General features: G+C 71.5%; 23 protein-coding genes. 5 read left to right on the forward strand and 18 right to left on the reverse strand.

Going from position 1 to position 23493, the window contains the following annotated elements:
- Positions 1-91 precede the first annotated feature (91 nt).
- A complete protein-coding gene (locus tag AB0M29_RS17120) occupies positions 92-622 on the reverse strand; it encodes a sigma-70 family RNA polymerase sigma factor (protein WP_365383266.1) in 531 nt (176 codons plus the stop codon).
- Between the two features lie 83 nt (positions 623-705).
- Complete coding sequence (locus AB0M29_RS17125; protein WP_365383268.1) at positions 706-1902, reverse strand: glycerophosphodiester phosphodiesterase; 1197 nt, start codon at positions 1900-1902, stop codon at positions 706-708.
- Positions 1903-2078: 176 nt separating this feature from the next.
- On the opposite strand from AB0M29_RS17125, the gene AB0M29_RS17130 reads away from it, so the two are divergent.
- Positions 2079-2747 (forward strand): lysophospholipid acyltransferase family protein, encoded by a 669-nt coding sequence (locus tag AB0M29_RS17130; protein ID WP_365383270.1) that lies wholly within the window; start codon positions 2079-2081, stop codon positions 2745-2747.
- A 115-nt stretch (positions 2748-2862) separates the two neighbouring features.
- On the opposite strand, the gene argH is transcribed toward AB0M29_RS17130, so the two are convergent.
- The 8 genes from argH to AB0M29_RS17170 all read right to left on the reverse strand — a co-directional run bounded on the left by argH (position 2863) and on the right by AB0M29_RS17170 (position 11228).
- Complete coding sequence (gene argH, locus AB0M29_RS17135) at positions 2863-4302, reverse strand: argininosuccinate lyase (RefSeq protein WP_365383272.1); 1440 nt, start codon at positions 4300-4302, stop codon at positions 2863-2865.
- Entirely contained in the window at positions 4299-5495 is a 1197-nt protein-coding gene (locus tag AB0M29_RS17140) for an argininosuccinate synthase (RefSeq protein WP_365383274.1), read from the reverse strand. The genes argH and AB0M29_RS17140 overlap by 4 nt, the downstream gene beginning before the upstream one ends.
- A gap of 247 nt (positions 5496-5742) precedes the next feature.
- Positions 5743-6276: an arginine repressor gene (locus AB0M29_RS17145; RefSeq protein ID WP_365383276.1), complete on the reverse strand. Its 534-nt coding sequence runs from the start codon at positions 6274-6276 to the stop codon at positions 5743-5745.
- Positions 6277-6283: 7 nt separating this feature from the next.
- Complete coding sequence (locus AB0M29_RS17150) at positions 6284-7513, reverse strand: acetylornithine transaminase (RefSeq protein ID WP_365383278.1); 1230 nt, start codon at positions 7511-7513, stop codon at positions 6284-6286.
- A complete protein-coding gene (argB, locus tag AB0M29_RS17155; RefSeq protein ID WP_365383280.1) occupies positions 7510-8424 on the reverse strand; it encodes an acetylglutamate kinase in 915 nt (304 codons plus the stop codon). The genes AB0M29_RS17150 and argB overlap by 4 nt, the downstream gene beginning before the upstream one ends.
- Entirely contained in the window at positions 8421-9572 is a 1152-nt protein-coding gene (argJ, locus tag AB0M29_RS17160; protein WP_365383282.1) for a bifunctional glutamate N-acetyltransferase/amino-acid acetyltransferase ArgJ, read from the reverse strand. Before argJ ends, argB begins: the two co-directional genes overlap by 4 nt.
- Positions 9569-10597, reverse strand: coding sequence for an N-acetyl-gamma-glutamyl-phosphate reductase (gene argC / locus AB0M29_RS17165; protein ID WP_365383283.1), 1029 nt, complete (start codon positions 10595-10597; stop codon positions 9569-9571). Before argC ends, argJ begins: the two co-directional genes overlap by 4 nt.
- A 58-nt stretch (positions 10598-10655) precedes the next feature.
- The gene (locus AB0M29_RS17170) at positions 10656-11228 is read right to left on the reverse strand and encodes a class I SAM-dependent methyltransferase (protein WP_365383285.1); all 573 of its coding nucleotides are present in this window, start codon (positions 11226-11228) and stop codon (positions 10656-10658) included.
- 54 nt (positions 11229-11282) lie between these two features.
- On the opposite strand from AB0M29_RS17170, the gene AB0M29_RS17175 reads away from it, so the two are divergent.
- Positions 11283-12035 (forward strand): helix-turn-helix transcriptional regulator, encoded by a 753-nt coding sequence (locus tag AB0M29_RS17175; RefSeq protein ID WP_365383287.1) that lies wholly within the window; start codon positions 11283-11285, stop codon positions 12033-12035.
- A 142-nt stretch (positions 12036-12177) separates the two neighbouring features.
- A complete protein-coding gene (locus tag AB0M29_RS17180) occupies positions 12178-12624 on the forward strand; it encodes an SRPBCC family protein (RefSeq protein ID WP_365383288.1) in 447 nt (148 codons plus the stop codon).
- 42 nt (positions 12625-12666) lie between these two features.
- Here the strand turns inward: AB0M29_RS17180 and AB0M29_RS17185 are convergent, their stop codons facing one another.
- From AB0M29_RS17185 to AB0M29_RS17195, 3 genes are all read right to left on the reverse strand, one after another.
- The gene (locus AB0M29_RS17185; protein ID WP_365383290.1) at positions 12667-13449 is read right to left on the reverse strand and encodes an isocitrate lyase/phosphoenolpyruvate mutase family protein; all 783 of its coding nucleotides are present in this window, start codon (positions 13447-13449) and stop codon (positions 12667-12669) included.
- Positions 13450-13510: 61 nt separating this feature from the next.
- Positions 13511-14692 carry a methyltransferase gene (locus tag AB0M29_RS17190; protein ID WP_365383291.1) on the reverse strand — a complete coding sequence of 394 codons (1182 nt, stop codon included), beginning with the start codon at positions 14690-14692 and terminating at the stop codon, positions 13511-13513.
- Between the two features lie 12 nt (positions 14693-14704).
- Positions 14705-15550: an NAD(P)-dependent oxidoreductase gene (locus AB0M29_RS17195; RefSeq protein ID WP_365383292.1), complete on the reverse strand. Its 846-nt coding sequence runs from the start codon at positions 15548-15550 to the stop codon at positions 14705-14707.
- Between the two features lie 58 nt (positions 15551-15608).
- Here AB0M29_RS17195 and AB0M29_RS17200 point away from each other — a divergent pair, with 58 nt between their 5' ends.
- Complete coding sequence (locus AB0M29_RS17200; RefSeq protein ID WP_365383294.1) at positions 15609-16607, forward strand: LysR family transcriptional regulator; 999 nt, start codon at positions 15609-15611, stop codon at positions 16605-16607.
- A 355-nt stretch (positions 16608-16962) separates the two neighbouring features.
- Here AB0M29_RS17200 and AB0M29_RS17205 read toward each other — a convergent pair whose 3' ends face one another.
- From AB0M29_RS17205 to AB0M29_RS17220, 4 genes are all read right to left on the reverse strand, one after another.
- The gene (locus AB0M29_RS17205; protein WP_365383296.1) at positions 16963-17697 is read right to left on the reverse strand and encodes a hypothetical protein; all 735 of its coding nucleotides are present in this window, start codon (positions 17695-17697) and stop codon (positions 16963-16965) included.
- Between the two features lie 112 nt (positions 17698-17809).
- Entirely contained in the window at positions 17810-18517 is a 708-nt protein-coding gene (locus AB0M29_RS17210; protein ID WP_365383298.1) for a DUF4230 domain-containing protein, read from the reverse strand.
- A gap of 74 nt (positions 18518-18591) precedes the next feature.
- Positions 18592-19770, reverse strand: a complete 1179-nt coding sequence (locus AB0M29_RS17215; protein ID WP_365383300.1) for a N(5)-(carboxyethyl)ornithine synthase — start codon at positions 19768-19770, stop codon at positions 18592-18594.
- Positions 19771-20144: 374 nt separating this feature from the next.
- A complete protein-coding gene (locus tag AB0M29_RS17220; RefSeq protein ID WP_365383302.1) occupies positions 20145-21461 on the reverse strand; it encodes a family 10 glycosylhydrolase in 1317 nt (438 codons plus the stop codon).
- Between the two features lie 302 nt (positions 21462-21763).
- On the opposite strand from AB0M29_RS17220, the gene AB0M29_RS17225 reads away from it, so the two are divergent.
- Positions 21764-22627, forward strand: a complete 864-nt coding sequence (locus tag AB0M29_RS17225) for a 3-hydroxybutyryl-CoA dehydrogenase (protein WP_365383304.1) — start codon at positions 21764-21766, stop codon at positions 22625-22627.
- 30 nt (positions 22628-22657) lie between these two features.
- Here AB0M29_RS17225 and AB0M29_RS17230 read toward each other — a convergent pair whose 3' ends face one another.
- Positions 22658-23428 (reverse strand): ABC transporter ATP-binding protein, encoded by a 771-nt coding sequence (locus AB0M29_RS17230; RefSeq protein ID WP_365383386.1) that lies wholly within the window; start codon positions 23426-23428, stop codon positions 22658-22660.
- Positions 23429-23493 lie beyond the last annotated feature (65 nt).

Below are 23493 nucleotides of genomic sequence, written 5' to 3' on the forward strand. Positions count from 1 at the left end.
ATCGCACAAACACTCCGATGGGGTACCGCCTGCGCGCCACCCGCCTCAGACACGTCCGAGCGTGCCAAGGGTGCCCACTGCCGCTGACTGTTTACCGTGCATTACCCCGTCCCCCCGGGGATCCAACCCTCGAATTCAGGATCGTTCGAAGACAGCCGAGACAGCGCGACCTGAGGGGCCCGAGGCTCCCCTGTGAGATTCCCAACTCGCGGGAGATTTCCCGGTAAGTGGGGTCGGAACGGGACATCAGGGCCGTCACGACCTCGGGGCACCGGCCCGGCAGCCGGCGTACCGCCGCCCGCACCGCACGCCGCTGCTCGTCCGCCAGCACCTGGTCCTCGACGCCGCGGCCGGCCGTGGGCGGTCCGGCCCGGTCCGGGTCGTCGTACGGCCGTTCGCAGCGCAGCCGCCGGGCGTGCCCGCGGACCTCCGCCCTGACCGCCCGGCGCAGCCAGCGGTCCGGCTCGGGCGGCGGGCCGCCCAGCTCCAGCAGCCGCAGCCAGACGGCCTGTTCGAGGTCGGCGGCCTCGATTCCGCCGCCGGGCGACGCCTCCGCGGCGGCCTCCGCCGCCAGCAGCGGCCGCAGCGGCGCGAACGGGTCTTCCTGGTCGGGTGAGCGCATGGACATCTGCATACCGCCTGGCACGACGGGGCCGCGCCGGACGGTTGCCCGGCGCGGCCCCGTTCACCACATGGTGTGTCACCTCATCGTGTGGCGCTGTTCCAATAGTCCTCGCGGGCCAGTACAGCGGTGTCGGCGTTGTCGGTGAACAGCCCGTCGATACCGGTGGCGAACCACCTCGCGAAGGACGCCAGCGGATCGCCGTACGCGTTGGGGTCGGTGCCCACCCGGTAGTCCGCGGGCAGGAACTGGTTCTCGTTGCGCGCCGTGTACGGGTGCAGCACCAGGCCCTCCCGGTGGGCGTCGGCGACCAGGGTGGTCGGCTCCAGCAGCTTGCCCGAGGCGTCGTGCGGGATGATCAGGTCGGTGGTCGGGCCGATGCCCTGGGCGAAGGACGCGGTCCACTTCAGCCCGGCCGGGGTGACCAGGTCGGCCACGGTCCGCTTGTCGCCGGAGACCACGAAGTCCCAGGGCTGCGAGGTGAGCCCGGACAGCAGGAAGATCTTCGGGGCGGCCACGCCCAGCCGGCCGAGCCGCTGCAGGCTCTGCGCCTCGAAGGACTCCAGGAACTGCGGGGCGTCCGCGCGGTGCCTGCCGTACCGCTTGAGCAGTGCCGTCAGCCGCTCCTCCAGCGGCAGGCCCATCTGGCGGAAGAGGGTGGGGTGCTTGGTCTCGGTGTGCAGCCAGACCGGGCGGCCGCGCCTGCGGCCCTCCCGATCGGCCCAGGCCAGCACCTCGTCGAAGGTGGGGACCTCCCAGCGGCCGTTGTAGATGGTGTTGCGCTGCCGGACCGCCGGGAGGCGCTCCACCGCGCGCAGCGTCTTCAGCTCCGCGAGGGTGAAGTCGGTGGTGAACCAGCCGGTGGTGGCCACGCCGTCGACGGTCTTCGTCGTCCTGCGGTTCGCGAACTCGGGGTGGTCCGCGACGTCGGTGGTGCCGCCGATCTCCGGTTCGTGGCGGCACACCAGGTGCCCGTCCCTGGTCGGTACGAGGTCCTGTTCGACGACGTCCGCGCCGATCTCCAGCGCGTACTCGTAGGAGCCGAAAGTGTGTTCCGGGCGGTAGCCCGCCGATCCCCGGTGGCCGATCACGGCCGGGAACGGCAGCCGGTGCGCGCCGCCGCGGCCGGCCGCCGGTGCCGCCTGCGCCGCTGTCCCCTGTGCCGGTGTCGCCGCCCGTGCCGTACCGGCCGCGCCGAGCACCGCGCCGCCGGCGCCGAGTGCCGCCGCGGAGAGCATGGTGCGCCTGCCGGGTCCGCTCTTGTGCTGGTCATCCGTCATGTGCGCATCGTCGCCCTGGCACGTTGCGCGGGGAGGTCATCGGCCGAAACGCATCGCCAACACGGCTCAACACCGGATGGCAAGCGTGTGAACCCGGCGTGCGCCGAGCCCGTGCGCGGAAGTATCGTCCTCATGTGCGGCCGGACGGCCGTGCCCGATGCGAACCGGAGGGTCTGTTGTCCCGCAGCGTGCTCAAGGCGATTCTCGGAGTGCTGATGCGCGTCCTGTACCGCCCGCGGGTCGAGGGGCTGGACGCGATCCCGGGGCAGGGGCCGGTGATCCTGGCCGGGAACCACGTCACCTTCGTCGACTCGATGTTCCTGTCGCTCGTGGTGGACCGCCAGGTCTACTTCATCGGCAAGGACGAGTACGTCACCAGCAAGGGCCTCAAGGGCCGTCTGATGGCGTGGTTCTTCACCTCCTGCGGCATGATCCCGGTCGACCGGGACGGCGGCCACGGAGGGGTCGCGGCGCTGATGACCGGGCGCCGCATTCTGGACGAGGGCAAGATCTTCGGCATCTACCCCGAGGGCACCCGCTCCCCCGACGGCCGGCTGTACCGCGGCCGTACCGGCGTCGCCCGTCTCGCGCTGATGACCGGGGCTCCCGTGGTGCCGTTCGCGATGGTCGGCACCGACAAGGTGCAGCCCGGCGGCAAGGGCGTGCCGCGGATCGCCCCGGTCACCATCCGCTTCGGTGACCCGCTGACCTTCGCCCGCTACGAGGGCATGGACCGCGACCGCTATGTGCTGCGTGCCGTCACCGACGAGGTGATGAGCGAGGTCATGCGCCTCGGCGGCCAGGAGTACGTCGACATCTACGCCACCAAGGCCAAGGCGGCCTGACCCCGTACGCCGTTCTCCTCCCGCTCCCGCACACCGCTCCGCCCGCCGCGGGGCTTCGCGGCGGGCGGAGGGGGGCGGGCGGGCCCGGGACGTCCCAGGCACCGGGTCCGGTGTGTCAGCCGGCGAGCGGCTCCCGGGCCGCGGCCCAGGTGTGCTGGACCAGCAGGTCGGCCTCGACCTCGGCGAGCTGGACGGCGACGGCGCTGGGCGCGGTGCCTCCGCGGCCGCTGCGCGAGGCCAGCGCGCCGGACACATTGAGCACCCCGCGGACCTCGGGTGTGAGGTGGGCGGAGATCTTCGCGAACTGCTCGTCGGTGAGCTGGTCGAGCTCGATGCCCTCCGCCTCGCAGGTCTTCACGCACTCCCCCGCGACCTCGTGGGCGACCCGGAAGGGCACGCCCTGCCGGACCAGCCACTCGGCGATGTCGGTGGCCAGCGAGAACCCGGCCGGGGCCAGCTCCGCCATCCGGTCGCCGTGCACGGTGAGCGTCGCCATCATCCCGGTGAACGCCGGGAGCAGCACCTCCAGTTGGTCGCAGGAGTCGAAGACCGGCTCCTTGTCCTCCTGGAGGTCGCGGTTGTACGCCAGCGGCAGCGCCTTGAGGGTGGCCATCAGCCCGGTCAGATTGCCGATCAGCCGTCCGGACTTGCCGCGCGCCAGCTCCGCGATGTCCGGGTTCTTCTTCTGCGGCATGATCGACGAGCCGGTGGAGAAGGCGTCGTGCAGCGTCACGAAGGAGAACTCCTTCGTGTTCCAGATGATGATCTCCTCGGCGATCCGCGACAGGTTGACCCCGATCATCGCCGTGACGAAGGCGAACTCGGCGACGAAGTCACGGGAGGCCGTGCCGTCGATGGAGTTGCCGACCGAGCCGCGGTCGAAGCCGAGGTCCCTGGCGACGGCCTCCGGGTCGAGCCCGAGGGAGGATCCGGCCAGCGCGCCGGAGCCGTAGGGCGAGAACGCGGTCCGCTCGTCCCACTGCCGCAGCCGCTCCGCGTCCCGGGACAGCGACTGGACATGGGCCAGCACATGGTGGGCGAACAGCACCGGCTGGGCGTGCTGGAGGTGGGTGCGGCCGGGCATGGCCACCTCCGGGTGCGCCTTCGCCAGGCCGACCAGCGCGTCCTGCAGTTCGGCGATCAGGCCGCCGATGATCCGCGCGTGGTCCCGCAGGTACATCCGGAAGAGGGTGGCGATCTGGTCGTTGCGGGACCGGCCCGCCCGCAGCTTGCCGCCGAGTTCGGGGCCGAGCCGCTCCACCAGGCCGCGCTCCAGGGCGGTGTGCACGTCCTCGTCGGCGATGGTGCCGGTGAACTCCCCGGCGGCCACGTCGGCGGCGAGCGCGTCGAGCCCGGCGGTCATCCGCTCCAGCTCGTCGGCGGTGAGCAGTCCCGCGGTGTGCAGTGCCCGGGCGTGCGCCTTGGAGCCCGCGATGTCGTAGGGAGCCAGCCGGAAGTCGAAGTGGACGGAGGCGCTGAGCTTCTCCAGCGCGGCCGACGGACCGTCGGCGAACCGGCCGCCCCAGAGCTTGCCGCCCCGCTGCTCGGCGCTCACTTGGCGAGCTCCCGCTTCGCGGCGATCTTGCTGGACATGCCGAAGATCTCGATGAAGCCCTTGGACAGCGACTGGTCGAAGGTGTCGCCGGTGTCGTACGTGGCCAGGTTGAAATCGTAGAGCGAGGTCTCGGAGCGCCGGCCGTTCACCACGGCGCGGCCGCCGTGCAGCACCATCCGGACGTCGCCGGTCACGTACTGGTTGGCCTCCTCGATGAAGCCGTCGAGCGCCTTCTTGAGCGGTGAGAACCACAGCCCGTCGTAGACCATCTCACCCCACCGCTGCTCCACCTGCCGCTTGTAGCGGGCGAGTTCACGCTCCACGGTGACGTTCTCCAGTTCCTGGTGGGCGGTGATCAGCGCGATCGCGCCGGGGGCCTCGTAGATCTCCCGGGACTTGATGCCGACCAGCCGGTCCTCGACCATGTCGATCCGGCCGACGCCCTGGGCGCCGGCCCGTGCGTTGAGCTGCTGGATGGCCTGCAGCACGGTGACGGGACGGCCGTCGATCGCGACGGGCACGCCGGCCCGGAAGGAGATGACGACCTCGTCGGCCTCCCGGGGCGTGGCCGGGTTCGCGGTGTACTCGTAGACGTCCTCGATCGGCGCGTTCCAGATGTCCTCCAGGAAGCCGGTCTCGACGGCCCGCCCGAAGACGTTCTGGTCGATGGAGTACGGGGACTTCTTGGAGGTCGCGATCGGGAGGTTCTTCGCCTCGCAGAAGGCGATCGCCTTGTCCCGGGTCATCGCGTAGTCGCGGACCGGGGCGATGCACGTCAGGTCGGGGGCGAGCGAGGAGATTCCGGCTTCGAACCGCACCTGGTCGTTGCCCTTGCCGGTGCAGCCGTGGGCGACGGTCGAGGCGCCGTGCTTGCGTGCGGCGGCCACCAGGTGCTTGACGATGGCGGGCCGGGACAGCGCGGAGACCAGCGGGTAGCGGTCCATGTAGAGCGCGTTGGCCTTGACGGCCGGGAGGCAGTACTCGTCGGCGAACTCGTCCTTGGCGTCGGCGACTTCGGCCTCGACCGCACCGCAGGCGAGCGCGCGCTTGCGGATCACGTCCAGGTCCTCGCCGCCCTGGCCGACGTCCACCGCCACCGCGATGACGTCGGCGCCGGTCTCCTCGGCGATCCAGCCGATGGCGACGGACGTGTCAAGTCCGCCGGAGTAGGCGAGTACGACGCGCTCGGTCACGAGTCTCTCCTTACGATGCATACGCTGATAGGTATAAGTATGCACTCCTCTGTATGAAACGTCAACGCAGCAGCTCAGGCCGGGTGCGAGTCGCCTCCGGCGGGGTGACGAAAGAGGGACAAACCGCCTCCGGCGGGGGTGTGTGCGATGCGCGAGACCCGGCGCGGGGGCCGCGCGCGCGAGGACCCCGCCGCCGCGCGGCGGACCGGGGGCGAGGGGATGTCCTGGGAGCCCGCGGAGCGGGGCGTCAGACGGCGCCCTGGGCCAGGCGCAGGAGGTGGTCGGCGAGCTTCTGGCCGCCGGAGGGGTCACGGCTGATCAGCATCACCGTGTCGTCGCCCGCGATGGTGCCGAGGATGTCGTAGACCTCGGCCTGGTCGATGGCGGAGGCGAGGAACTGCGCGGCGCCGGGCGGGGTGCGGATCACCACCAGATTCGCCGACGCCTCGGCGGAGATGAGCAGTTCGGCCGCCAGGCGCCGCATCCGCTCCTCCTTGACGGATTCGCCGAGCGGCGCCTGCGGGGTGCGGAAACCGCCCTCGGAGGGGACGGCGTAGATCAACTCGCCGTCGTTGGTACGGATCTTGACCGCGCCGAGTTCGTCGAGGTCGCGGGAGAGCGTCGCCTGGGTGACACTCAGCCCGTCGTCGGCGAGCAGCTTGGCGAGCTGGCTCTGCGACCGCACCGGCTGCCGCCCCAGGATGTCCACGATCCTGCGGTGCCGCGCGGTGCGGGTCTGCGGTACGGCCTGCCCGCCGTTGTGCTGCTGCGCCTCGGTCATCGTCGCGTCAACTCCGTCGTTCTCCGGGTCGGCTGGCCCCGGAGGCCCGGTGCACCTGGTCGAGGATGCCGGGCAGGGCCTGGAGGAGCGCGTCCGTCTCGTCGTCTCCGACGATCAGCGGGGGCGCGAGCCGTACCGTGTCGGGCACGGCGGCGTTCACCAGGAAACCGGCGTCCTGAGCCGCCTTCTGGATCTGCGCTGACAGCGGCTCGGTGAGCACGATACCCAGCAGGAGGCCCGCACCGCGCACATGATCGACCAGAGGGTGCCCGATGGCCTCGATGCCGCGCCGCAGCTTCTCGCCCTGCCGCTTGACGTTCTCCAGGATCCCGTCGGCGGCGAGGGTGTCCAGGACGGCGAGCGCGGCGGCGCACGCGACCGGGTTGCCGCCGAAGGTCGTGCCGTGCGCGCCGGGGGTGAGCAGGTCGGCCGCCGCGCCGAAGGCCACCGTGGCGCCGATCGGCAGACCGCCGCCGAGGCCCTTGGCCAGCGTGACGACATCGGGCTCGACACCCTGCGCCTGGCACTCGAACCAGTGCCCGGTGCGGCCGACACCGGTCTGCACCTCGTCGAGCACCAGCAGGGTCCCGGTGGCGGCGGTGATCTCACGGGCCGCCGCGAGATAGCCGGCGGGCGGTACGACGACGCCGTTCTCGCCCTGGATCGGTTCCAGCACCACCAGCGCGGTGTCGGTGGTGACGGCCGCTCGCAGCGCGGCCGTGTCCCCGAAGGGCACATGGGTGACGTCGCCCGGCAGCGGCTCGAACGCCGCCCGCTTCTTGGGCTGTCCGGTGAGCGCCAGCGAGCCCATCGTCCGGCCGTGGAAGGCGCCTTGGGTGGCGACCATGTGGGTGCGGCCGGTCAACCGGCCGATCTTGAACGCCGCTTCGTTGGCCTCGGCGCCGGAGTTGGAGAAGAACACCCGGCCGGGGCGGCCGAAGAGCTGCAGCAGCCGCTCGGCGAGGGCGACGGGCGGCTCGGCGACGAAGAGGTTCGACACATGGCCGAGCGAGGCGATCTGCCGGGTCACCGCCTCGACGACCGCGGGGTGCCCGGTGCCGAGCGCGTTGACCGCGATGCCGCCGAGGAAGTCCAGGTACTCCGTGCCGTCGGCGTCCCAGAACCTGGCGCCCTCGCCGCGGACCAACGGCAGCCGCGGCAGGCCGTAGTTGTCCATCATCGACTGCTGCCAGCGCTGTTCGAGTTCCTGGTTGGCGGTGTCCTGGTTGGCGGTCATGACGCTCCCCCTTGTCCGCTCGCGTCGTCGTCGGGCACGACCATGGTGCCGATGCCCTCGTCGGTGAAGATCTCCAGCAGGATCGAGTGCTGGACCCGCCCGTCGATCACCCGGGCGGTGTTGACGCCGTTGCGCACGGCGAAGAGGCAGCCGCGCATCTTCGGCACCATGCCGCTGGACAGGTCGGGCAGCAGCTTCTCCAGCTCGGTGGCGGTCAGCTTGCTGATCACGTCGTCGCTGTTCGGCCAGTCCTCGTACAGGCCCTCCACGTCGGTGAGGACCATCAGCGTTTCGGCGCCGAGGGCCGCGGCGAGCGCCGCGGCGGCGGTGTCGGCGTTGACGTTGTAGACGTGGTGGTCGTCGGCCGAGCGGGCGATGGAGGAGATGACCGGGATACGGCCGTCGTTGAGCAGCGCCTCGATCGCGCCGGTGTCGATGGCGGTGATCTCGCCGACCCGGCCGATGTCGACGGACTCGCCCTCGATCGTCGGGTAGTGCTTGACGGCGGTGATGGTGTGCGCGTCCTCGCCGGTCAGGCCGATCGCGAGCGGGCCGTGCTGGTTGAGCAGCCCGACCAGCTCGCGCTGCACCTGGCCCGCGAGCACCATCCGTACGACGTCCATCGCCTCGGGGGTGGTCACCCGCAGCCCGGCCTTGAACTCGCTGACCAGGCCGTGCCGGTCGAGCTGCGCGTTGATCTGCGGGCCGCCGCCGTGCACCACGACGGGCTTGAGCCCGGCCTGCCGCAGGAAGACCACGTCCTGCGCGAAGGCGGCCTTCAACTCCTCGTCCACCATGGCGTTTCCGCCGAACTTGATGACGACGACCCTGCCGTTGTGCCGGGTCAGCCAGGGCAGCGCCTCGATGAGGGTCTGCGCCTTGGGCAGCGCGGTGTGCTTGCGTGCCGTCATGAGCTGTACGCGCTGTTCTCGTGGACGTAGTCGGCGGTGAGGTCGTTGGTCCAGATCACCGCGGACGCGTCTCCGGCGGCCAGGTCGGCGGTGACGGTGACCTGCCGGTAGCGCATGTCGACCAGGTCGCGGTCGTCGCCGACCGCGCCGTTCCTGCACACCCACACGCCGTTGATGGCGACATTGAGCCGGTCCGGCTCGAAGGCGGCCCGGGTGGTGCCGATCGCGGACAGCACCCGGCCCCAGTTGGGGTCCTCGCCGTGGATCGCGCACTTGAGCAGGTTGTTGCGGGCGATGGAGCGTCCCACCTCGACGGCGTCGTCCTCGGAGGCGGCGTTGACCACCTCGACGCGGATGTCCTTGGACGCGCCCTCGGCGTCGCCGATCAGCTGGCGGGCCAGGTTGGCGCAGACGGACTGGACGGCATCGGCGAACTCGGCGTAGTCCGGGGCGACTTCGGACGCGCCCGAGGCGAGCAGCAGGACGGTGTCGTTGGTGGACATGCAGCCGTCGGAGTCGACCCGGTCGAAGGTCTGCCGGGTGGCGTCCCGCAGCGCCTTGTCGAGGGTCGCCGCGTCCAGGTCGGCGTCGGTGGTCAGCACCACCAGCATGGTGGCCAGGCCCGGCGCGAGCATGCCCGCGCCCTTCGCCATGCCGCCGACGCTCCAGTTCGCGCCCCCGGCGACCGCCGTCTTGTGCACGGTGTCGGTGGTCTTGATGGCGATGGCGGCCTTCTCGCCGCCGTGCTCGGACAGCGCCCCGACCGCCTGCTCGATACCGGGCAGCAGCTTGTCCATCGGCAGCGGCAGGCCGATCAGACCGGTGGAGGCGACCGCGATCTCACCGGCGCTGTGGCCGAGGAGTTCGGCCGCCTTCTCCGCGGTGGCGTGTGTGTCCTGGAACCCCTGCGGGCCCGTACAGGCGTTGGCGCCACCGGAGTTGAGGACGACCGCGGTCACCGCGCCGCCCTTGACGACCTGTTCCGACCAGAGCACCGGCGCGGCCTTCACCCGGTTGGAGGTGAAGACGCCCGCGGCGGCGCGGCGCGGCCCGGTGTTGACCACGAGGGCCAGGTCGGGGTTGCCGTTCGCCTTGATCCCGGCGGCGATGCCCGCCGCCGTGAATCCCTTGGCTGCCGTCACGCTCACGGTGCGACTCCGATCGTGGAAAGTCCGGTGGCCTCGGGGAGCCCGAGGGCGATGTTCATGCTCTGTACGGCGCCGCCCGCGGTGCCCTTGGCCAGGTTGTCGATGGCGCTGATCGCGATGAGCCGGTGGGTGGCCTCGTCGTACGCGATCTGGATCTGCGCGGCGTTGGAGCCGTAGACGGCGGCGGTGGCCGGCCACCGGCCCTCCGGCAGCAGGTGCGCGAACGGCTCGTCGGCGAACGCCTTCTCGTACGCGGCCCGCAGGTCGTGACCGGTGACGCCGGGGCGGGCCTTGGCGCTGCACGTGGCGAGGATGCCGCGGGGCATCGGCGCGAGGGTCGGGGTGAAGGACACGTTGACGCGCTCGCCCGCCGCGGCGCTGAGGTTCTGGACGATCTCCGGGGTGTGCCGGTGGCCGCCGCCGACGCCGTACGGAGTCATCGACCCCATCACCTCGGAGCCGAGCAGATGCGGCTTGGGTGCCTTGCCCGCGCCCGAGGTGCCGGAGGCGGCGGTGATGACGGCCTCCGGCTCGACGAGGCCCGCGGCGTACGCGGGGAAGAGCGCGAGCGAGACGGCCGTGGGGTAGCAACCGGGCACCGCGACGCGCTTGGACCCCTCCAACGCGGCGCGGGCGCCCGGCAGTTCGGGCAGGCCGTAGGGCCATGTGCCGGCGTGCGGCGAGCCGTAGAACTTCTCCCAGTCGGCGGCGTCCGCCAGCCGGAAGTCGGCGCCCATGTCGACCACGAGCACCTCGTCCCCGAGCTGCTCGGCGACCGCCGCGGACTGCCCGTGCGGCAGGGCGAGGAACACCACGTCATGCCCCGCGAGCACCTCGGCGGTGGTCGGCTCCAGCACCCGTCCGGCCAGCGGCAGCAGATGCGGCTGCAGCCCGCCGAGCGTCTGCCCGGCGTTGCTGTTCCCGGTCAGCGCCCCGATCTCCACCTCCGGATGCCCCAGAAGCAGTCGCAGCACCTCGCCGCCCGCATATCCACTCGCCCCGGCAACCGCCGCCCGCACCACCATCGAACCCTCCTCGCCGATGGCATGACTATACGGCGACCCGCACTTTTATGCAAAGATTTCAGGGGCGGCGGGCCTGGAAGCGGACGCGGCGGGCTTCGGGGCCCAGGGAGACGGAGACGTCGGTGAAGCCGGCCGCGGTCAGGCGGGCGGGGAGGTGGGCGGGGGTGACGGGGTTCATGGTGTCGCCGACGTGCAGGAGGCGGAAGCGGAGGCTGGGCTGGCTGTCGCTGCCCGCGAAGACGCCGCCGGGGCGCAGCACGCGGAAGGCCTCGGCGAAGAGCCGGTCCTGCTGGGCCTCGGTCGGCACGTGGTGGAGCATCGTGAAGCAGACCACGGCGGAGAAGGAGGCGTCCGGCAGATCCATGGCCGCCGCGTCGCCGTGCAGGACACGGGCCCGGTCGCCGTAGTCGCGCCGGAGCAGTGCGACGGTGTCGGCGTCGATCTCCAGGGCCGTCAGCCGGGGCACCCGGTCGACCAGGACGCGGAGGTTCGCGCCGTAGCCGGGCCCGAGTTCGAGCACGTCGTCGCCCAACTCCACGCCCTCCAGCGCCCAGGGCAGGATCTGCTCCTCGGTCGTCCTGGCCCACTTCTCGGAACTGCACAGTCTCTGGTGCGCTGCGTTCATCGGCATGCTCCGACGCTACGGCCGGGCCCGCGTGTCAGCCACGGGCTAGGCTGCCAACCGATGTCGCGAACAGGACAGCCGCATCCCGCCCCGGCCACGGCCATCGTGGTCGGCAGCTCCACGCTGCCGCGCGGCCACTGGTTCCCCGAGCACAGCCACCCGGTCCACCAGCTGGTCTGGTCCCGCACCGGCGTGCTGAGCGTCCGCACCGACGCCGGTACGTGGCTGCTGCCGCCGACCATGGCGCTGTGGGTGCCGGCCGGGGTGCCGCACTCGACGGGCACCACCAGCGGCGCGGTGATGCGCAGCCCGTACGTGGCACCGCGGGAGTGCCCGGTCAGCTGGTCGGAGCCGACGGTGGTGGCCGTCACCCCGCTGCTGCGCGACCTCGTCGACCACCTCGCCCTGCCGTCGCTCCCGGCGCCCGCGCGCGGCCGGGCGGAGGCGGTGCTCTTCGACCTCCTCGCGCCCCTGACCGTCCGCACCGTCTCCCTCCCCGAGCCCGCGGACCCCCGCGCCCTGCTGGTCGCCGAGCGCCTCACCGCCGATCCCACGGACAACCGCACCCTCGACGCATGGGGCACGGTCGCGGGCACCAGCGGCCGTACGCTGGCCCGGCTGTTCACCGCCGAGACCGGCATGAGCTTCGGGCACTGGCGCGAACAGCTGCGGATGCGCGCCTCGATGCCGCTGCTCGCCGAGGGCCGCACGGTCGAGTCCGTGGCCCGCCGCGTCGGCTACGCCTCGGCCAGTTCGTTCGTGGCCGCCTTCCACCGCACGCTGGGCCTGACGCCCCGCCAGTACTTCCCCTGAGTCGAAGGCCGGGGCGCCCGCAAGCCCGGGCGCCCGGGGCGGCGATCCGGCGCGCTCGTCGGGCGAGTCACCTGCGCGGCCCGCACCCCGTCTGCGACGATGCCCGCACGCCAGACGGGGGCGAGCGAACGAAGGAGCGACCATGTCCGGCCAGTTCGAGGGAAGAACCGAGATCGACCGCCCCATCGAGGAGGTCTTCGCCTTCCTCGCCGACGGCGAGAACGACCCCAAGTTCAGTCCGCGGGTGCAGGAGATCGCGAAGCGGACGGACGGCCCGACCGCGGTCGGCACCGTCTACGCGAGCACCGTCAAGGACGCCGGGATGAAGTCCACCCGCGAGTTCCGGATCACCGAGTTCGTCTCCCCCACCAGGATCCGCTGGACAGAGCTGTCGAAGAACATGGTCACCGTCACCGAGGGCGGCTACGACCTCGAAGCGACCCCCGAGGGGAAGACCCGGGTGCGGATCTTCAACCACCTCGAAGGCCACGGCATCGGCAAGCTCGTCGTGGGCTTCGCCCTGAGCGCGGCGCGCAAGGACGCGGACGACTTCGCCGGGCGCATCAAGGCGGCGGTCGAGGCGTCCTGACCGCGGCCTTGACCGGGAAGCCCGGGAAGCCCGCCAGAACGCTCAGCCCACGAAGCCGGTCAGCCGCGCCTGGAGTTCGTCGTACGGCGTCGCCGCGGGTACGGGCCCGCCGTCACGCATCGCGACGGCGGCCTCCGTGGCCGCGTGCATCGCGGCGCGGTACGCCAGCGAGCCCGTGCTGACCCGGCGTACGCCGAGCGCGCCCAGCTCCGCCAACGGCATGCCGGGAACGGCCAGTACGTTCAGCGGCACCGTGATCTCCGCCGCCAGGATCCGCATCAGCTCGGAGTCGGTGACACCGGGCACGAAGACGCCGTCCGCCCCGGCCGCCACGTACGCGGCCGCGCGGGCGAGCGTCGCCTCGGCCGTGGCGTCCTCCTTCAGCCAGTAGGTGTCGACCCGGGCGTTGACGAACAACCCTGGGCAGCGCCGCTTGACCGCCGCCACCTTGGCCGCGTGCGCCCGCGCCGGGATCAGCCGCTCCGCGGTGCTGTCCTCGATGTTCACCCCCGCCACCGGCAGCCGGGCCGCGTAGTCGGCGACCTGCTCGGGGTCGTCGGCGTACCCGTCCTCGATGTCCATCGTCACATGGCACTCCAGCCGGGCCATGCCGGCGGCCAGCCGCAGGTTCGGCTCCGCGCTCGCCCGTACGCCGTCGGGACGCCCCGCGGCGCAGGCCACCCCGAAGCTCGTGGTCCCGACCGCCGCGAAGCCGGCGTGCGCGAACGCCAGCGCCGAGGGCACGTCCCACGCGTTGGGCAGCAGCAGCGGCGCGCTCTGGTGGTGCAGGTCGTGAAAGGACATCCCGCTCGTCATCGGCGTCATACGGACGACCCTAGGCCCGTCACCTTTCGGCCGCGGCCGAAGCGCCGGACGGGCACCGACTTCACGCGGTCGGCTCTTGACCGCCCGTCTTGACCGCCCGCAGGACGACGAACTTCGGGTCGGAGGCGACGACTTCGCAGGCGCCGAAGAGGCGGCGCAGGCGCAGGTGGTAGCCGAGGTGGCGGTTGCCGACGACCCAGAGCTCGCCGCCGGGCCGCAGGGTGGCCCGGGCGGCGGTGAACATCCGGCGCGCGGTGGTGTCGGTGGTGGCCCGGTGGGAGTGGAAGGGCGGGTTGTTGAGGATGAGGTCGGCGCTGTCGGCCGGGAGGCCCGACAGTCCGTCGGCCACCAGGAAGCGCGCCTTGGTGCCAGGTTCGGCGTTGGCGCGGAAGGTGGCCTCGGCGGAGGCCACGGCCTGGTGCGACTCGTCGGTGAACAGCACCTCGGAGTCGGGGTTGGCGAGGGCGGCTGCGGTGCCCACGACGCCGTTGCCGCAGCCGAGGTCGATCACCCGGTCGGGTCCCTCGCGGTGCGGGAGGTGCTGGAGCAGGAAGCGGGTGCCGATGTCGAGGCGCTCCGCGCAGAAGATGCCCGCGTGGTTGGTGACCGTGCGGCCGGAGACCGGGCCGACGCCGTCGGGGAGGTCGTAGCGGATCGGCCAGGGGCTGGGGGTCCTGGTGATGCCGGGGAAGGGGGCGCAGAAGATGAGCCGGGCCTTCTTGGCGGCCAGCGAGGTGCGGGTGGGGCCGAGGATCCGCTCGAAGAGGTTGAGCGTCGAGGTGTGGATCTCGGTGACCATGCCCGCGCCGATCACGACGGTGCCCTCGTGCACCGCGGGCGCCAGCCGGTGCAGCTGGTCCTCCAGCAGCGCCAGGCTCTTGGGTACCCGGATCAGCAGCACGTCGACCCGGTCCGGCGGGGTGTCCCGGGTGGACAGCAGGGTGACGCCGTCGTCCTCACCGGGCGCGTTGCGCCGCAGATTGGCGCGGGTGGCCTGCTGGGCGAGGTAGGAGTCGGAGATCTGGGTGGGCCGGTGCCCGGCCAGCGCTGTCGCCAGCGCTCCCCACCGGTCACCGACCACGACGACCGTGCCGGCCAACTCCACCGGGCCGTCGGCGCCCCCTTCGGCGAGGTGCCGCAGCAGGTACTCGTCGGCGGCGTCCCAGGCCCGCAACTGCTCGCGCGGGTCCTCGGGAAAGCGGGTCAGGTCGAGGGCACGCCACGGCGTCGTGAATCGGTTCATCGTCCCCAAAGGCTATCCGAGGCGCTGGTCGAGAGCTCCGCCGAGCAGCCGGTCGGTGATCCGGGCCAGGTCCTCGGCGGCCAGGTCGGGGTGGGAGTCGAGGACGTCGAGGACCGAGACGGAGACGGGCAGGTCGGCCGCGGCGGTGGCGAGGCGTACGTCCTTGGCGGCGTGCGTCACCGGATAGTGGGCGGTGGTGGCCAGGGCCCGCTGGAGGAGGGCGCCCAGGGGACTCGCGGCGAGGCCGTCGCGGACCAGCTTCTCGTCGAGGCCGAGCCGCGCGCCGAGGGCCAGCGCCTCACCGGTGACCACCACGCCGCCGATGATCGCGTTGATCAGCACCAGCTTCAGTGCGGCGCCGGTGCCGCTGTCGCCGCACTCCCGGACGGTGCCGAGGTGGCCGAGGACCTCGCGGACCGGGGCGGTGTCGCCGCCCGCGAGGATCAGCAGTTCGCCGGTCGCGGCGCGGTCCACGCTGCCCATCACGGGCGCGTCCACCAGGGTCACCTCGCGCGGCAGCCTGGCCGCCGCGGCGCGGACGGCGTCGGGCCCGATGCTGGACGTGTCGATCCACCGGGTGCCGGGGCGCAGCGCGGGCGCGATCTCGTCGAGTACGGCGGTCACGGCGGCGGGATCGGCCAGCATCGTCACCACGACGTCGGCGTCCTTGACCGCCGCCGCCGCGGACGGCGCGACCTGGGCGCCGAGCGCGGCGAAGGGCTCGGCGCGGGACGCCGTGCGGTTCCAGACGGTCAGCGGGTATCCGGCGTCGAGGAGGCGGCGGGCCATGGGCGCGCCCATCAGTCCGAGGCCGAGGAAGGCGATGTGAGGGGCGGCGTGGTCGGTCGGAGTGCTCATGTCCCCGACGCTAACCCTTCCCTCCCCATGCGACCAGCGAATGTCTAGCATGGATCACATGACGTCCCCGCATGAGTCCCGGCATGAGTCCGCCCAGCCGGCCACGGAGCCGCCGTCCGGCGATGTGCCGCCCGCCTGGCTGCGGGTCTTCACCGAGGTCGCGCGGCGCGGCTCCTTCACCGCCGCGGGCGCGGCGCTCGGCTACACCCAGTCCGCGGTGTCCCGGCAGATCTCCGCGCTGGAGGCGCACGCGGGGGCGCCGCTGTTCGACCGGCTGCCGCGCGGGGTGCGGCTCACCGAGGCGGGCGAGACGCTGCTGCCGCACGCCGAGGCCGTCCTGGGACGGCTCGCCGCGGCCCGCCGCGACCTCGCCGCGCTGCGCGACCTGACCGCGGGCCGGGTGCGGGTGGGGGCCTTCGCCACCGCCCAGGCGTCACTGCTGCCGGGCGCCGTCGCCGCCTTCCGTGACCGCCATCCCCGGGTGGCGGTCGGCGTGCAGGAGGGGCCGACCCGAAGCCTGGGCCGACGGCTGGCCGCGGGCGACCTCGATGTGGCGGTGGTGAGTACGACGGGCGCCGCGGCGCTCGACGAGCTGGCACTCGTACCGCTGCTGGAGGACCACATGCTGGTGGCGCTGCCCGCTGGGCACCGGCTGGCGGGCGCGGAGTCGGTACGGCTGGCCGACCTCGCCGACGAGGAGTGGATCGCGAGCAGCACCCGCGTCGAGGACACGCTGATGGCACCCTGCCTGCGCCGCGGCTTCCGGCCGCGGATCAGCCTGGTGGTGGCCGACTGGCTGGCCAAGCTGGGCTTCGTGGCGGCCGGTCTCGGCGTCACCCTGGTGCCGTCGCTCGCGGTGGGCGCGGTCCGCCCCGGCCTCGCCCTGGTGCCGCTGCGGCCCGGCGAGATACCGGTACGGGAGGTGTATGCGGCCACCAGCCGCGATCTGCACCGTACGGCCGCGGTCTCGGCGTTCCTGGACGCGCTCACCCGGACGGCCGCCGCGCAGGAGGCACGGAGCGGGGCCCGGAGGCATGTCCAGCCTCCGGGCCCCTGAGGTGGCCGCCCCATGCACACGCCGGCACGCTTGAGGCCAGGGGTCAGTCTGATGTCGTCTCGTTCTGCCATTGAACTACCGCCGCGCGGAAGAGCGGCGGACCGGATTCGAACCGGCACCTGACGACCTAGCCCTTGGCCGGTCGATCCGGCGATCGGCGGCAACTGCTGAGTCTGGAGCGATAATCTGAGATTGATCGCGGTCTGCCTCTGCCAATTGGGCTACCCCGGCGTGTTGTTGTGCCGGGGGAGGGACTCGAACCCCCACTGGAACCGCGTCGTTCACGACAAGGCTCAGCTTCAGCTTTGCGCTCCTCGCGCACCCTCCGCACTCGGGCGGAGGGGGTCTTGGCGGGTCACTGCGCGAACAGGTACCCGAAAACGGAGTCGCCGACCCGCTGGTCGGTGATCTCCGCGCCGTTCGCCTCCTCGCGGGCGAACTTCACGGCCTGCTGCAACTTCTCGACGCGCTCCAGCAGTTCGTTGACCCGGCGGGCGGGCAGCGCGCCGGAGAACTTCACCGTGGTCCAGTAGCCGACCGCGACGTCCTCGTAGTACACCTCGACCTGCGCCGGGTGCTTCTCGGTGGCCTCGGCCTTCACATGGTTGCGCGGGACCTTCTTGGTACGGATCGTCCGCACCGGCTCGGTCTTCCACGCGTCGGTGGAGGCGTCCAGATTCCACGACTCGGCGGCATCCAGCACCGGCAGCTTGCGCACGAAGGTGTTGAGGTCGGTGAGCTGCTTCTCCAGGAAGAGCAGATACGACACCGGGACGTCGCGGATCAGCACACGGCCGTCCACCGTGACGTCGGCGTGCGCCTCGCAGTTGGCCCAGTCCTTGGTGGCGGTGACGTCGAACAGCCGGGTGAGGGTCGCGGCGGTGGACCGCATCACCGCTTCGGCCTGGATCTGCACCTTGGTCGACTCGGGCGGCAGTTGCTCGCCCTCCTCGTCCTTGGGCTGATAGGTCCGGGATATGCCGGACAGCAACGCGGGCTTCTGCAGGTCGTGATGAGCCGCGGTCAGCTCCTGCTGCGCCTTGGACTTGACGCCCTTCTCGACCGCGATGATCTGATTGAGTTTCGCCACGGCCTGACCGTAACAGCATCCCGTCCACGCGTTCGACCGGATTAACCGGGTACGGAAGGGAGTTGGCGGTGGACCGCCGCAGTCCTTCCAGGCGCCGGGCCGCCGACCTCCGTCATGACGCGGACGGGGACGGGGAAGCGGTCGCCGAACGCGAAGGGGTGGGCGGGGTACCGAAACTGATGTTGATCCGGGTGAAGCCGAGGGATGTGAGCATGCCCTGGAGCATCGACCGGGTGTTGGCCTCGGCCCGCGTGGTCAGCTCCGTCTTCCTGGCCGCGTCCTGGATCTTCTGGGCGGCCAGGATGCTGAGCTTCTGCGCGTTGCCGGTGTCGCTGCCGAAGAAGTCGCCGACGCGGTCGAACAGGCCGCGGCTCTGCGAGACGACGTAGGAGTGCTCGGGGTCGAGGTTCGTCCGCTCCAGCGCCGCGTGCGGCAATCGGATCGTGACGGACTTGCGGTCGTCGCTCGGCGCCACGGCGTCGGACTTCAGCGAGCCGAGGTCCACGTATGCGTTCACGCTGCCCGCGCCCACGTACAGGGTCCGCTCGCCGTGCACGATGTCCGGCAGGTACTTGGCGTCCTTCTGGAGGTCCACGACGACCTCGAAGTTGCCGCTCGCCCCCTCGTAACGGCTCATGTCCTGGATCGACTTCAGCAGGACGGGCCCGCTGCGGTCGTTGGTCCGTTCGGCGAACGGATTGGGCAGTCCCGGCAGCAGGTGCAGCCCGCCGAGTAAGAGGACCAGCACCATCAGCGCCGCCAGTGCGATGACGGCACGTGCCCACCAGGGGGTGCGGCTCACCACGTCGCGCGTGTCCATGACATACCTCCTCCCCGGTCCGTGTGCCCCGGGTTCGCCGGAAGATGGCGAGGAGGTTCCGCGAATCCAGGGCGCTACGGCAGCGACGCGGTCCGGGTCGCCTCATGGGCGTGCGGGTACTCCCTGGCTCGGTGCTGGAAGGCGAGCACCTTGGGGTTCTGGACGACGCCGCGGCGGATCTCGATGGCGCGCCGGATCGTGTCGTCGGCGTCCCAGCCGTCGGGGCCCTGGAGCACGGCGTCCAGATACGGCAGGAGGGCCTCGCTGTTCTCCCAGGTGGCGGAGTTCCACAGGTAGGAAGGACTGTGGTCCACCCCGTAGTACCTCACGTTGTCGCCGACGGTGAACATCGGATCGGTGAAGGTGGTGGGCCGGGCCCAGTCGAAACCCATGCCCTCGTCGCAGGAGACGTCGATGACCAGGGTGCCCGGGGCCAGCTTGGGCAGGTCCTCGTCTATCAGGAACATCAGTGGCGCGTCGGTGTCCTGGAGCACGCAGTTGACGATGATGTCGTGCCCGGCCAGGAAGTCGGCCAGCGGCATCGGCCCGTCCTCGGTGAGGGCGACACTGCGCCGCGGGTCGAGGGTGTCGTCGGCCTCGTCGTGGTCGAAGTGGACGATCCGCGCGGAGTGGATGGGGGAGCTGACGGCGGTGACGCCACGCGCGGTGAGCACGTCGACGTCGTGCACGCCCAGGGCGCTCAGCGCGGTCACCGCGCCGCGGGCGGTCGCGCCGAAGCCGATGACGACCGCGCGCTGCCGCCGCCCGTAGTCGCCTGTCACACCGGTGAGCTGCATGGCGTGCAGGACCGAGGAGTACCCGGCCAGCTCGTTGTTCTTGTGGAAGACGTGCAGGTTGAAGGCGCCGCTGCGGGTCCAGTGGTTCATCGCCTCGAAGGCGATCAGGGTCAGCCGCCGGTCGATGGCGCTCTGGGTGACCTTCTCGTCCTGGACACAGTGCGGCCAGCCCCACAGGACCTGGCCCGCGCGCAGTTCCGCCAGGTCTTCGTGGAGCGGTTTGGCCAGCAGGATGACGTCGCAGCCGGCGATGAGCTCCTCGCGCGTGCGAAAGCCCGCGACGAGCGGGGCGAGCTGGGCGTCCGGGACGCCGAAATACTCTCCGTAATTTTCCTGGAGGTAGATGCGCTTGCGGAGACCGGCGTCGATACGGTCGAAATGAGCGGGGTGAACGGGCAGGCGATGCTCGTTTTCCTTGCGGGTCTGCGACATGATTCCGAGCGTGAGCTGCTGCAAAATGCCCCTTTGGTTATTGCCTTTCTAGCACACCGGCGAAGGGCGGCAGCCGTATCCGTAGTCGGCCCAGTCTGTGAGCTCCGAGCGTGTGACTGTCGGCCGTGAGCGGCCGTCGGGCTGCTGACCCTGTCACTCGCGGCGTGCGGCGGTTCCCACCCCAAGCCGGCCGTTTCCGCATCGAGTGCGTCTGGCGCACCCCCCAGAACCGGTGTCCAGGGCGGGGATGGCGTGAACAACGGCGGCGCCGTGACCCAGCTCCGCCGCACCCGACCTGATCGGCGCCGGCGTCGCCCTCTTCCGGGTCGCGACCATCGGGCCCATCCTGGTCTACCCCCACCGCTGAACCGAGGAGCCCGCACGGCTGGGTAACCGCATCAGAAGGAGGCCCGCCATTCGCTCCGGCGGGCCCACTGCCCACCCCGCTGCGCATAGCGGTCCTGGATGAGCGTCATGGCACCCAAGGGGTCGGCAACGACCTGTTGGGCGGAGTAGTAGACGTTGCCGCGGACCTCTGGATACTGGGCGCAGAGATCCAGGTGCCGGAGCAGTTCTCGGGGGTCCTGCCAGGCGGCGGGCTGGCCGGACACGCCGACCTTGTAGAGGGCCTCGCCGATGTAGAGCCGGACCCGGGTGCCGGAGACGACGTCGGACCACCACGGGACCAGCACCGCGTAGTCGGCCGCCGCGAAGCCGATGTTCCAGTAGACCTGGGGCACGATGTAGTCGATCCACTCGCGCTGGACCCACTTGCGGGTGTCCGCGTGCAGATCGTCATAGGTCTGGACACCCGCCGTGGTGGCGGAGCCGAGCGGGTCGGTGGCGGCGTTCCGCCAGACGCCGAACGGGCTGATGCCGAACCGCGTACGCGGCCGGATCTCCTTGATACGGGCCGCCGTCTCGCGCACCAGCCGGTCGGTGTTGTCGCGCCGCCAGGAGTCGCGGTCGGGGAATCCGGCACCGTAGCGGGCGTACGCGTCGTCGTCGTCGAAGACCTGGCCCGCGACGGGGTACGGGTAGAAGTAGTCGTCCCAGTGCAGGGCGTCGACCGGGTAGCGGCGCACCGCGTCGAGCATCGCGTCCTGGACGAAGCGCCGGACCTCGGGCAGGCCCGGGTTGTAGTAGAGCTTGCCGCCGTAGGGCACGATCCAGTCCGGGTGCAGCCGGGCCGGGTGGGTCGGCGCGAGCTTGCTGACGTCGGTGTCCAGCGACACCCGGTACGGGTTGCACCAGGCGTGCAGCTCCAGGCCGCGCTTGTGCGCCTCGTGGACGGCGGTGCCCAGCGGGTCCCAGCCGGGGTCCTGGCCCTGGGTGCCGGTGAGATACGCCGACCACGGCTCGTACGGCGACGGCCACAGCGCGTCGGCGGTGGGCCTGACCTGGAACATGACCGCGTTCAGCCGCCGTTCGACGGCGGTGTCGAGCAGGTCGAGCAGTTCCTGGCGCTGCTGATCGACCGGGAGCCCGGGGGCCGAGGGCCAGTTGGTGTTGGCGACGGTGGCGATCCAGGTGCCGCGCATCTCGCGGCGGTGCGGGTCGCAGCCCGGCGCGACGGAGGGGGCGGGCGCCGTGGAGGGGCCGGACGCGGTACCGCCCGGGGAAGAGGCGGCGGCCGTTCCGGTGAGCGCGGCCGAGGCCACCACGCCGGTCGCCGCCACGGTGAAGGTCCTGCGCGAGAGCCGATCCCTGCCCATGCCTGCCTCCTGATCTTCCGTCATGACCCGCTGATGATGGGCCTCTTCGGTCATGGCGGCAACCGCCAAATGGTCTAGTCCACTAATACCCACCACCGGGCGGCGCGGGGCTGCCCCGGGCGCGAGCCGCCAGGCGCTCCACACCGCGCCGAGCGGGGCGGCGGACCCGTACGGCGGGCTGACCACGGCCGCCCGCGGGACCGGCCCCCCGGTCGGTCCCGCGGGTACCGGTCACGGGTAACGTCAGTCCGGAAAACGAGGCGCCGCTGTCAGCTGCAGCGGGCGGAGCGAAGGGCTGACGAGTGAGTGACATCGAACGCGTCGGAGTGGTCGGCGCGGGCCAGATGGGTTCCGGGATCGCCGAGGTGTGCGCCAAGGCCGGACTCGACGTCCTGGTCGCCGAGACCACCGGTGAGGCACTGGAGCTGGGCCGCACCCGGCTCAGCAACTCACTCGGGAAGGCCGCCGAGCGCGGCAAGATCACCGAGGCCGAGCGGGACGCCACGCTGGGCAGGCTGAACTTCACCACCGACCTCGGTGACTTCGCCGACCGCGACCTCGTCATCGAGGCCGTCGTGGAGAACGAGCAGGTCAAGATCGACATCTTCCGGGTGCTCGACCAGGTGGTGACCCGGCAGGACGCCATCCTCGCCTCCAACACCTCGTCGATCCCGCTGGTCAAGCTGGCGGTGGCCACCTCCCGGCCCGATCAGGTGATCGGCATCCACTTCTTCAACCCCGCGCCCGTGCAGCGCCTGGTGGAGCTGGTCCCGGCGCTCACCACCGGCAGCGACACCCTCAAGCGCGCCGAGGCGCTGGTCACCGACGTGCTCGGCAAGCACGCCATCCGCGCCGTGGACCGCTCGGGCTTCGTGGTGAACGCCCTGCTGGTGCCGTATCTGCTCTCGGCGATCCGGATGTTCGAGTCGGGTATCGCCACCCGTGAGGACATCGACAACGGCATGGAGATGGGCTGCGCGCACCCGATGGGCCCGCTGAAGCTCTCCGACCTCATCGGTCTGGACACCATCGCCGCGATCGCCGACTCGATGTATTCCGAGTACAAGGAGCCGCTGTACGCGGCGCCGCCGATCCTGCAGCGGATGGTCGACGCGGGCCGCCTCGGCCGCAAGTCCGGCGCGGGCTTCTACACGTACGGCGACTGACCGGGCACGTACCGGGCCCGGGCCTCCGGCTCAGGAGAACTCCTCATAGGCGGCGACGACCTCCTCGGTCGGCCCGTCCATGAGGAGTTCGCCTTTCTCCAGCCACAGGGTGCGGTCGCAGGTGTCCCTGATCGACTTGTTGTTGTGGCTGACCAGGAAGACGGTGCCCGCCTCCTGGCGGAGCTCCCGGATCCGGTCCTCCGACCGCTTCTGGAACGCCCGGTCGCCGGTGGCCAGCGCCTCGTCGATCATCAGCACGTCGTGGTTCTTGGCCGCCGCGATCGAGAACCGCAGCCGGGCCGCCATGCCGGAGGAGTACGTCCGCATGGGCAGCGAGATGAAGTCGCCGTTCTCGTTGATGCCGGAGAAGTCGACGATGTCCTGGTAGCGGGATCTGATCTCCTGCTGGGACATGCCCATCGCCAGACCGCCCAGCATCACGTTCTTCTCGCCGGTGAGGTCGTTGAGCAGCGCCGCGTTGACGCCCAGCAGCGACGGCTGGCCGTCGGTGTAGATCTTGCCGCTCTCCGGCGGCAGCAGACCCGCGATGGCCCGCAGGATCGTGGACTTGCCCGAGCCGTTCGAGCCGATGATGCCGATCGCCTCGCCGCGGTAGGCGGTGAAGGTCACGCCCTTGACCGCGTGCACGGTGTGGACGTTCGGCGAGCCCTTGCGCAGCACGATGCGGCGCAGCGCGGAGGTCGCGTTGCCCTTGCCGGTGCCCGCGCCGTAGATCCGGTAGACGATGTGGACGTCGTCGACGATGACGGTCGGCACCTGCTCCTGCGGCGCCGGCGCCAGTGAGGGCGCGGGGAACCGCGGCGGGTCCTCGGGGAGCCCCGCCGCCGGGTCCGGCTCGTCGATGT

Origin of the sequence: Streptomyces sp. NPDC051976, assembly GCF_040680795.1 — a bacterium.
Taxonomy (GTDB): domain Bacteria; phylum Actinomycetota; class Actinomycetes; order Streptomycetales; family Streptomycetaceae; genus Actinacidiphila.

Bases quoted from the DNA above. Each gene is read 5' to 3' on its own strand.
- AB0M29_RS17175 (WP_365383287.1), top strand. From the start codon at position 11,283: ATGTCGCGAACAGGACAGCCGCATCCCGCCCCGGCCACGGCCATCGTG.
- argB (WP_365383280.1), bottom strand. From the start codon at position 8,424: ATGACGGCACGCAAGCACACCGCGCTGCCCAAGGCGCAGACCCTCATC.
- AB0M29_RS17120 (WP_365383266.1), bottom strand. From the start codon at position 622: ATGCGCTCACCCGACCAGGAAGACCCGTTCGCGCCGCTGCGGCCGCTG.
- AB0M29_RS17125 (WP_365383268.1), bottom strand. From the start codon at position 1,902: ATGACGGATGACCAGCACAAGAGCGGACCCGGCAGGCGCACCATGCTC.
- AB0M29_RS17200 (WP_365383294.1), top strand. From the start codon at position 15,609: ATGACGTCCCCGCATGAGTCCCGGCATGAGTCCGCCCAGCCGGCCACG.
- AB0M29_RS17170 (WP_365383285.1), bottom strand. From the start codon at position 11,228: ATGCCGATGAACGCAGCGCACCAGAGACTGTGCAGTTCCGAGAAGTGG.
- argC (WP_365383283.1), bottom strand. From the start codon at position 10,597: ATGGTGGTGCGGGCGGCGGTTGCCGGGGCGAGTGGATATGCGGGCGGC.
- AB0M29_RS17195 (WP_365383292.1), bottom strand. From the start codon at position 15,550: ATGAGCACTCCGACCGACCACGCCGCCCCTCACATCGCCTTCCTCGGC.
- AB0M29_RS17220 (WP_365383302.1), bottom strand. From the start codon at position 21,461: ATGGGCAGGGATCGGCTCTCGCGCAGGACCTTCACCGTGGCGGCGACC.
- AB0M29_RS17145 (WP_365383276.1), bottom strand. From the start codon at position 6,276: ATGACCGAGGCGCAGCAGCACAACGGCGGGCAGGCCGTACCGCAGACC.
- AB0M29_RS17150 (WP_365383278.1), bottom strand. From the start codon at position 7,513: ATGACCGCCAACCAGGACACCGCCAACCAGGAACTCGAACAGCGCTGG.
- AB0M29_RS17180 (WP_365383288.1), top strand. From the start codon at position 12,178: ATGTCCGGCCAGTTCGAGGGAAGAACCGAGATCGACCGCCCCATCGAG.
- AB0M29_RS17210 (WP_365383298.1), bottom strand. From the start codon at position 18,517: ATGGACACGCGCGACGTGGTGAGCCGCACCCCCTGGTGGGCACGTGCC.
- AB0M29_RS17190 (WP_365383291.1), bottom strand. From the start codon at position 14,692: ATGAACCGATTCACGACGCCGTGGCGTGCCCTCGACCTGACCCGCTTT.
- AB0M29_RS17185 (WP_365383290.1), bottom strand. From the start codon at position 13,449: ATGACGCCGATGACGAGCGGGATGTCCTTTCACGACCTGCACCACCAG.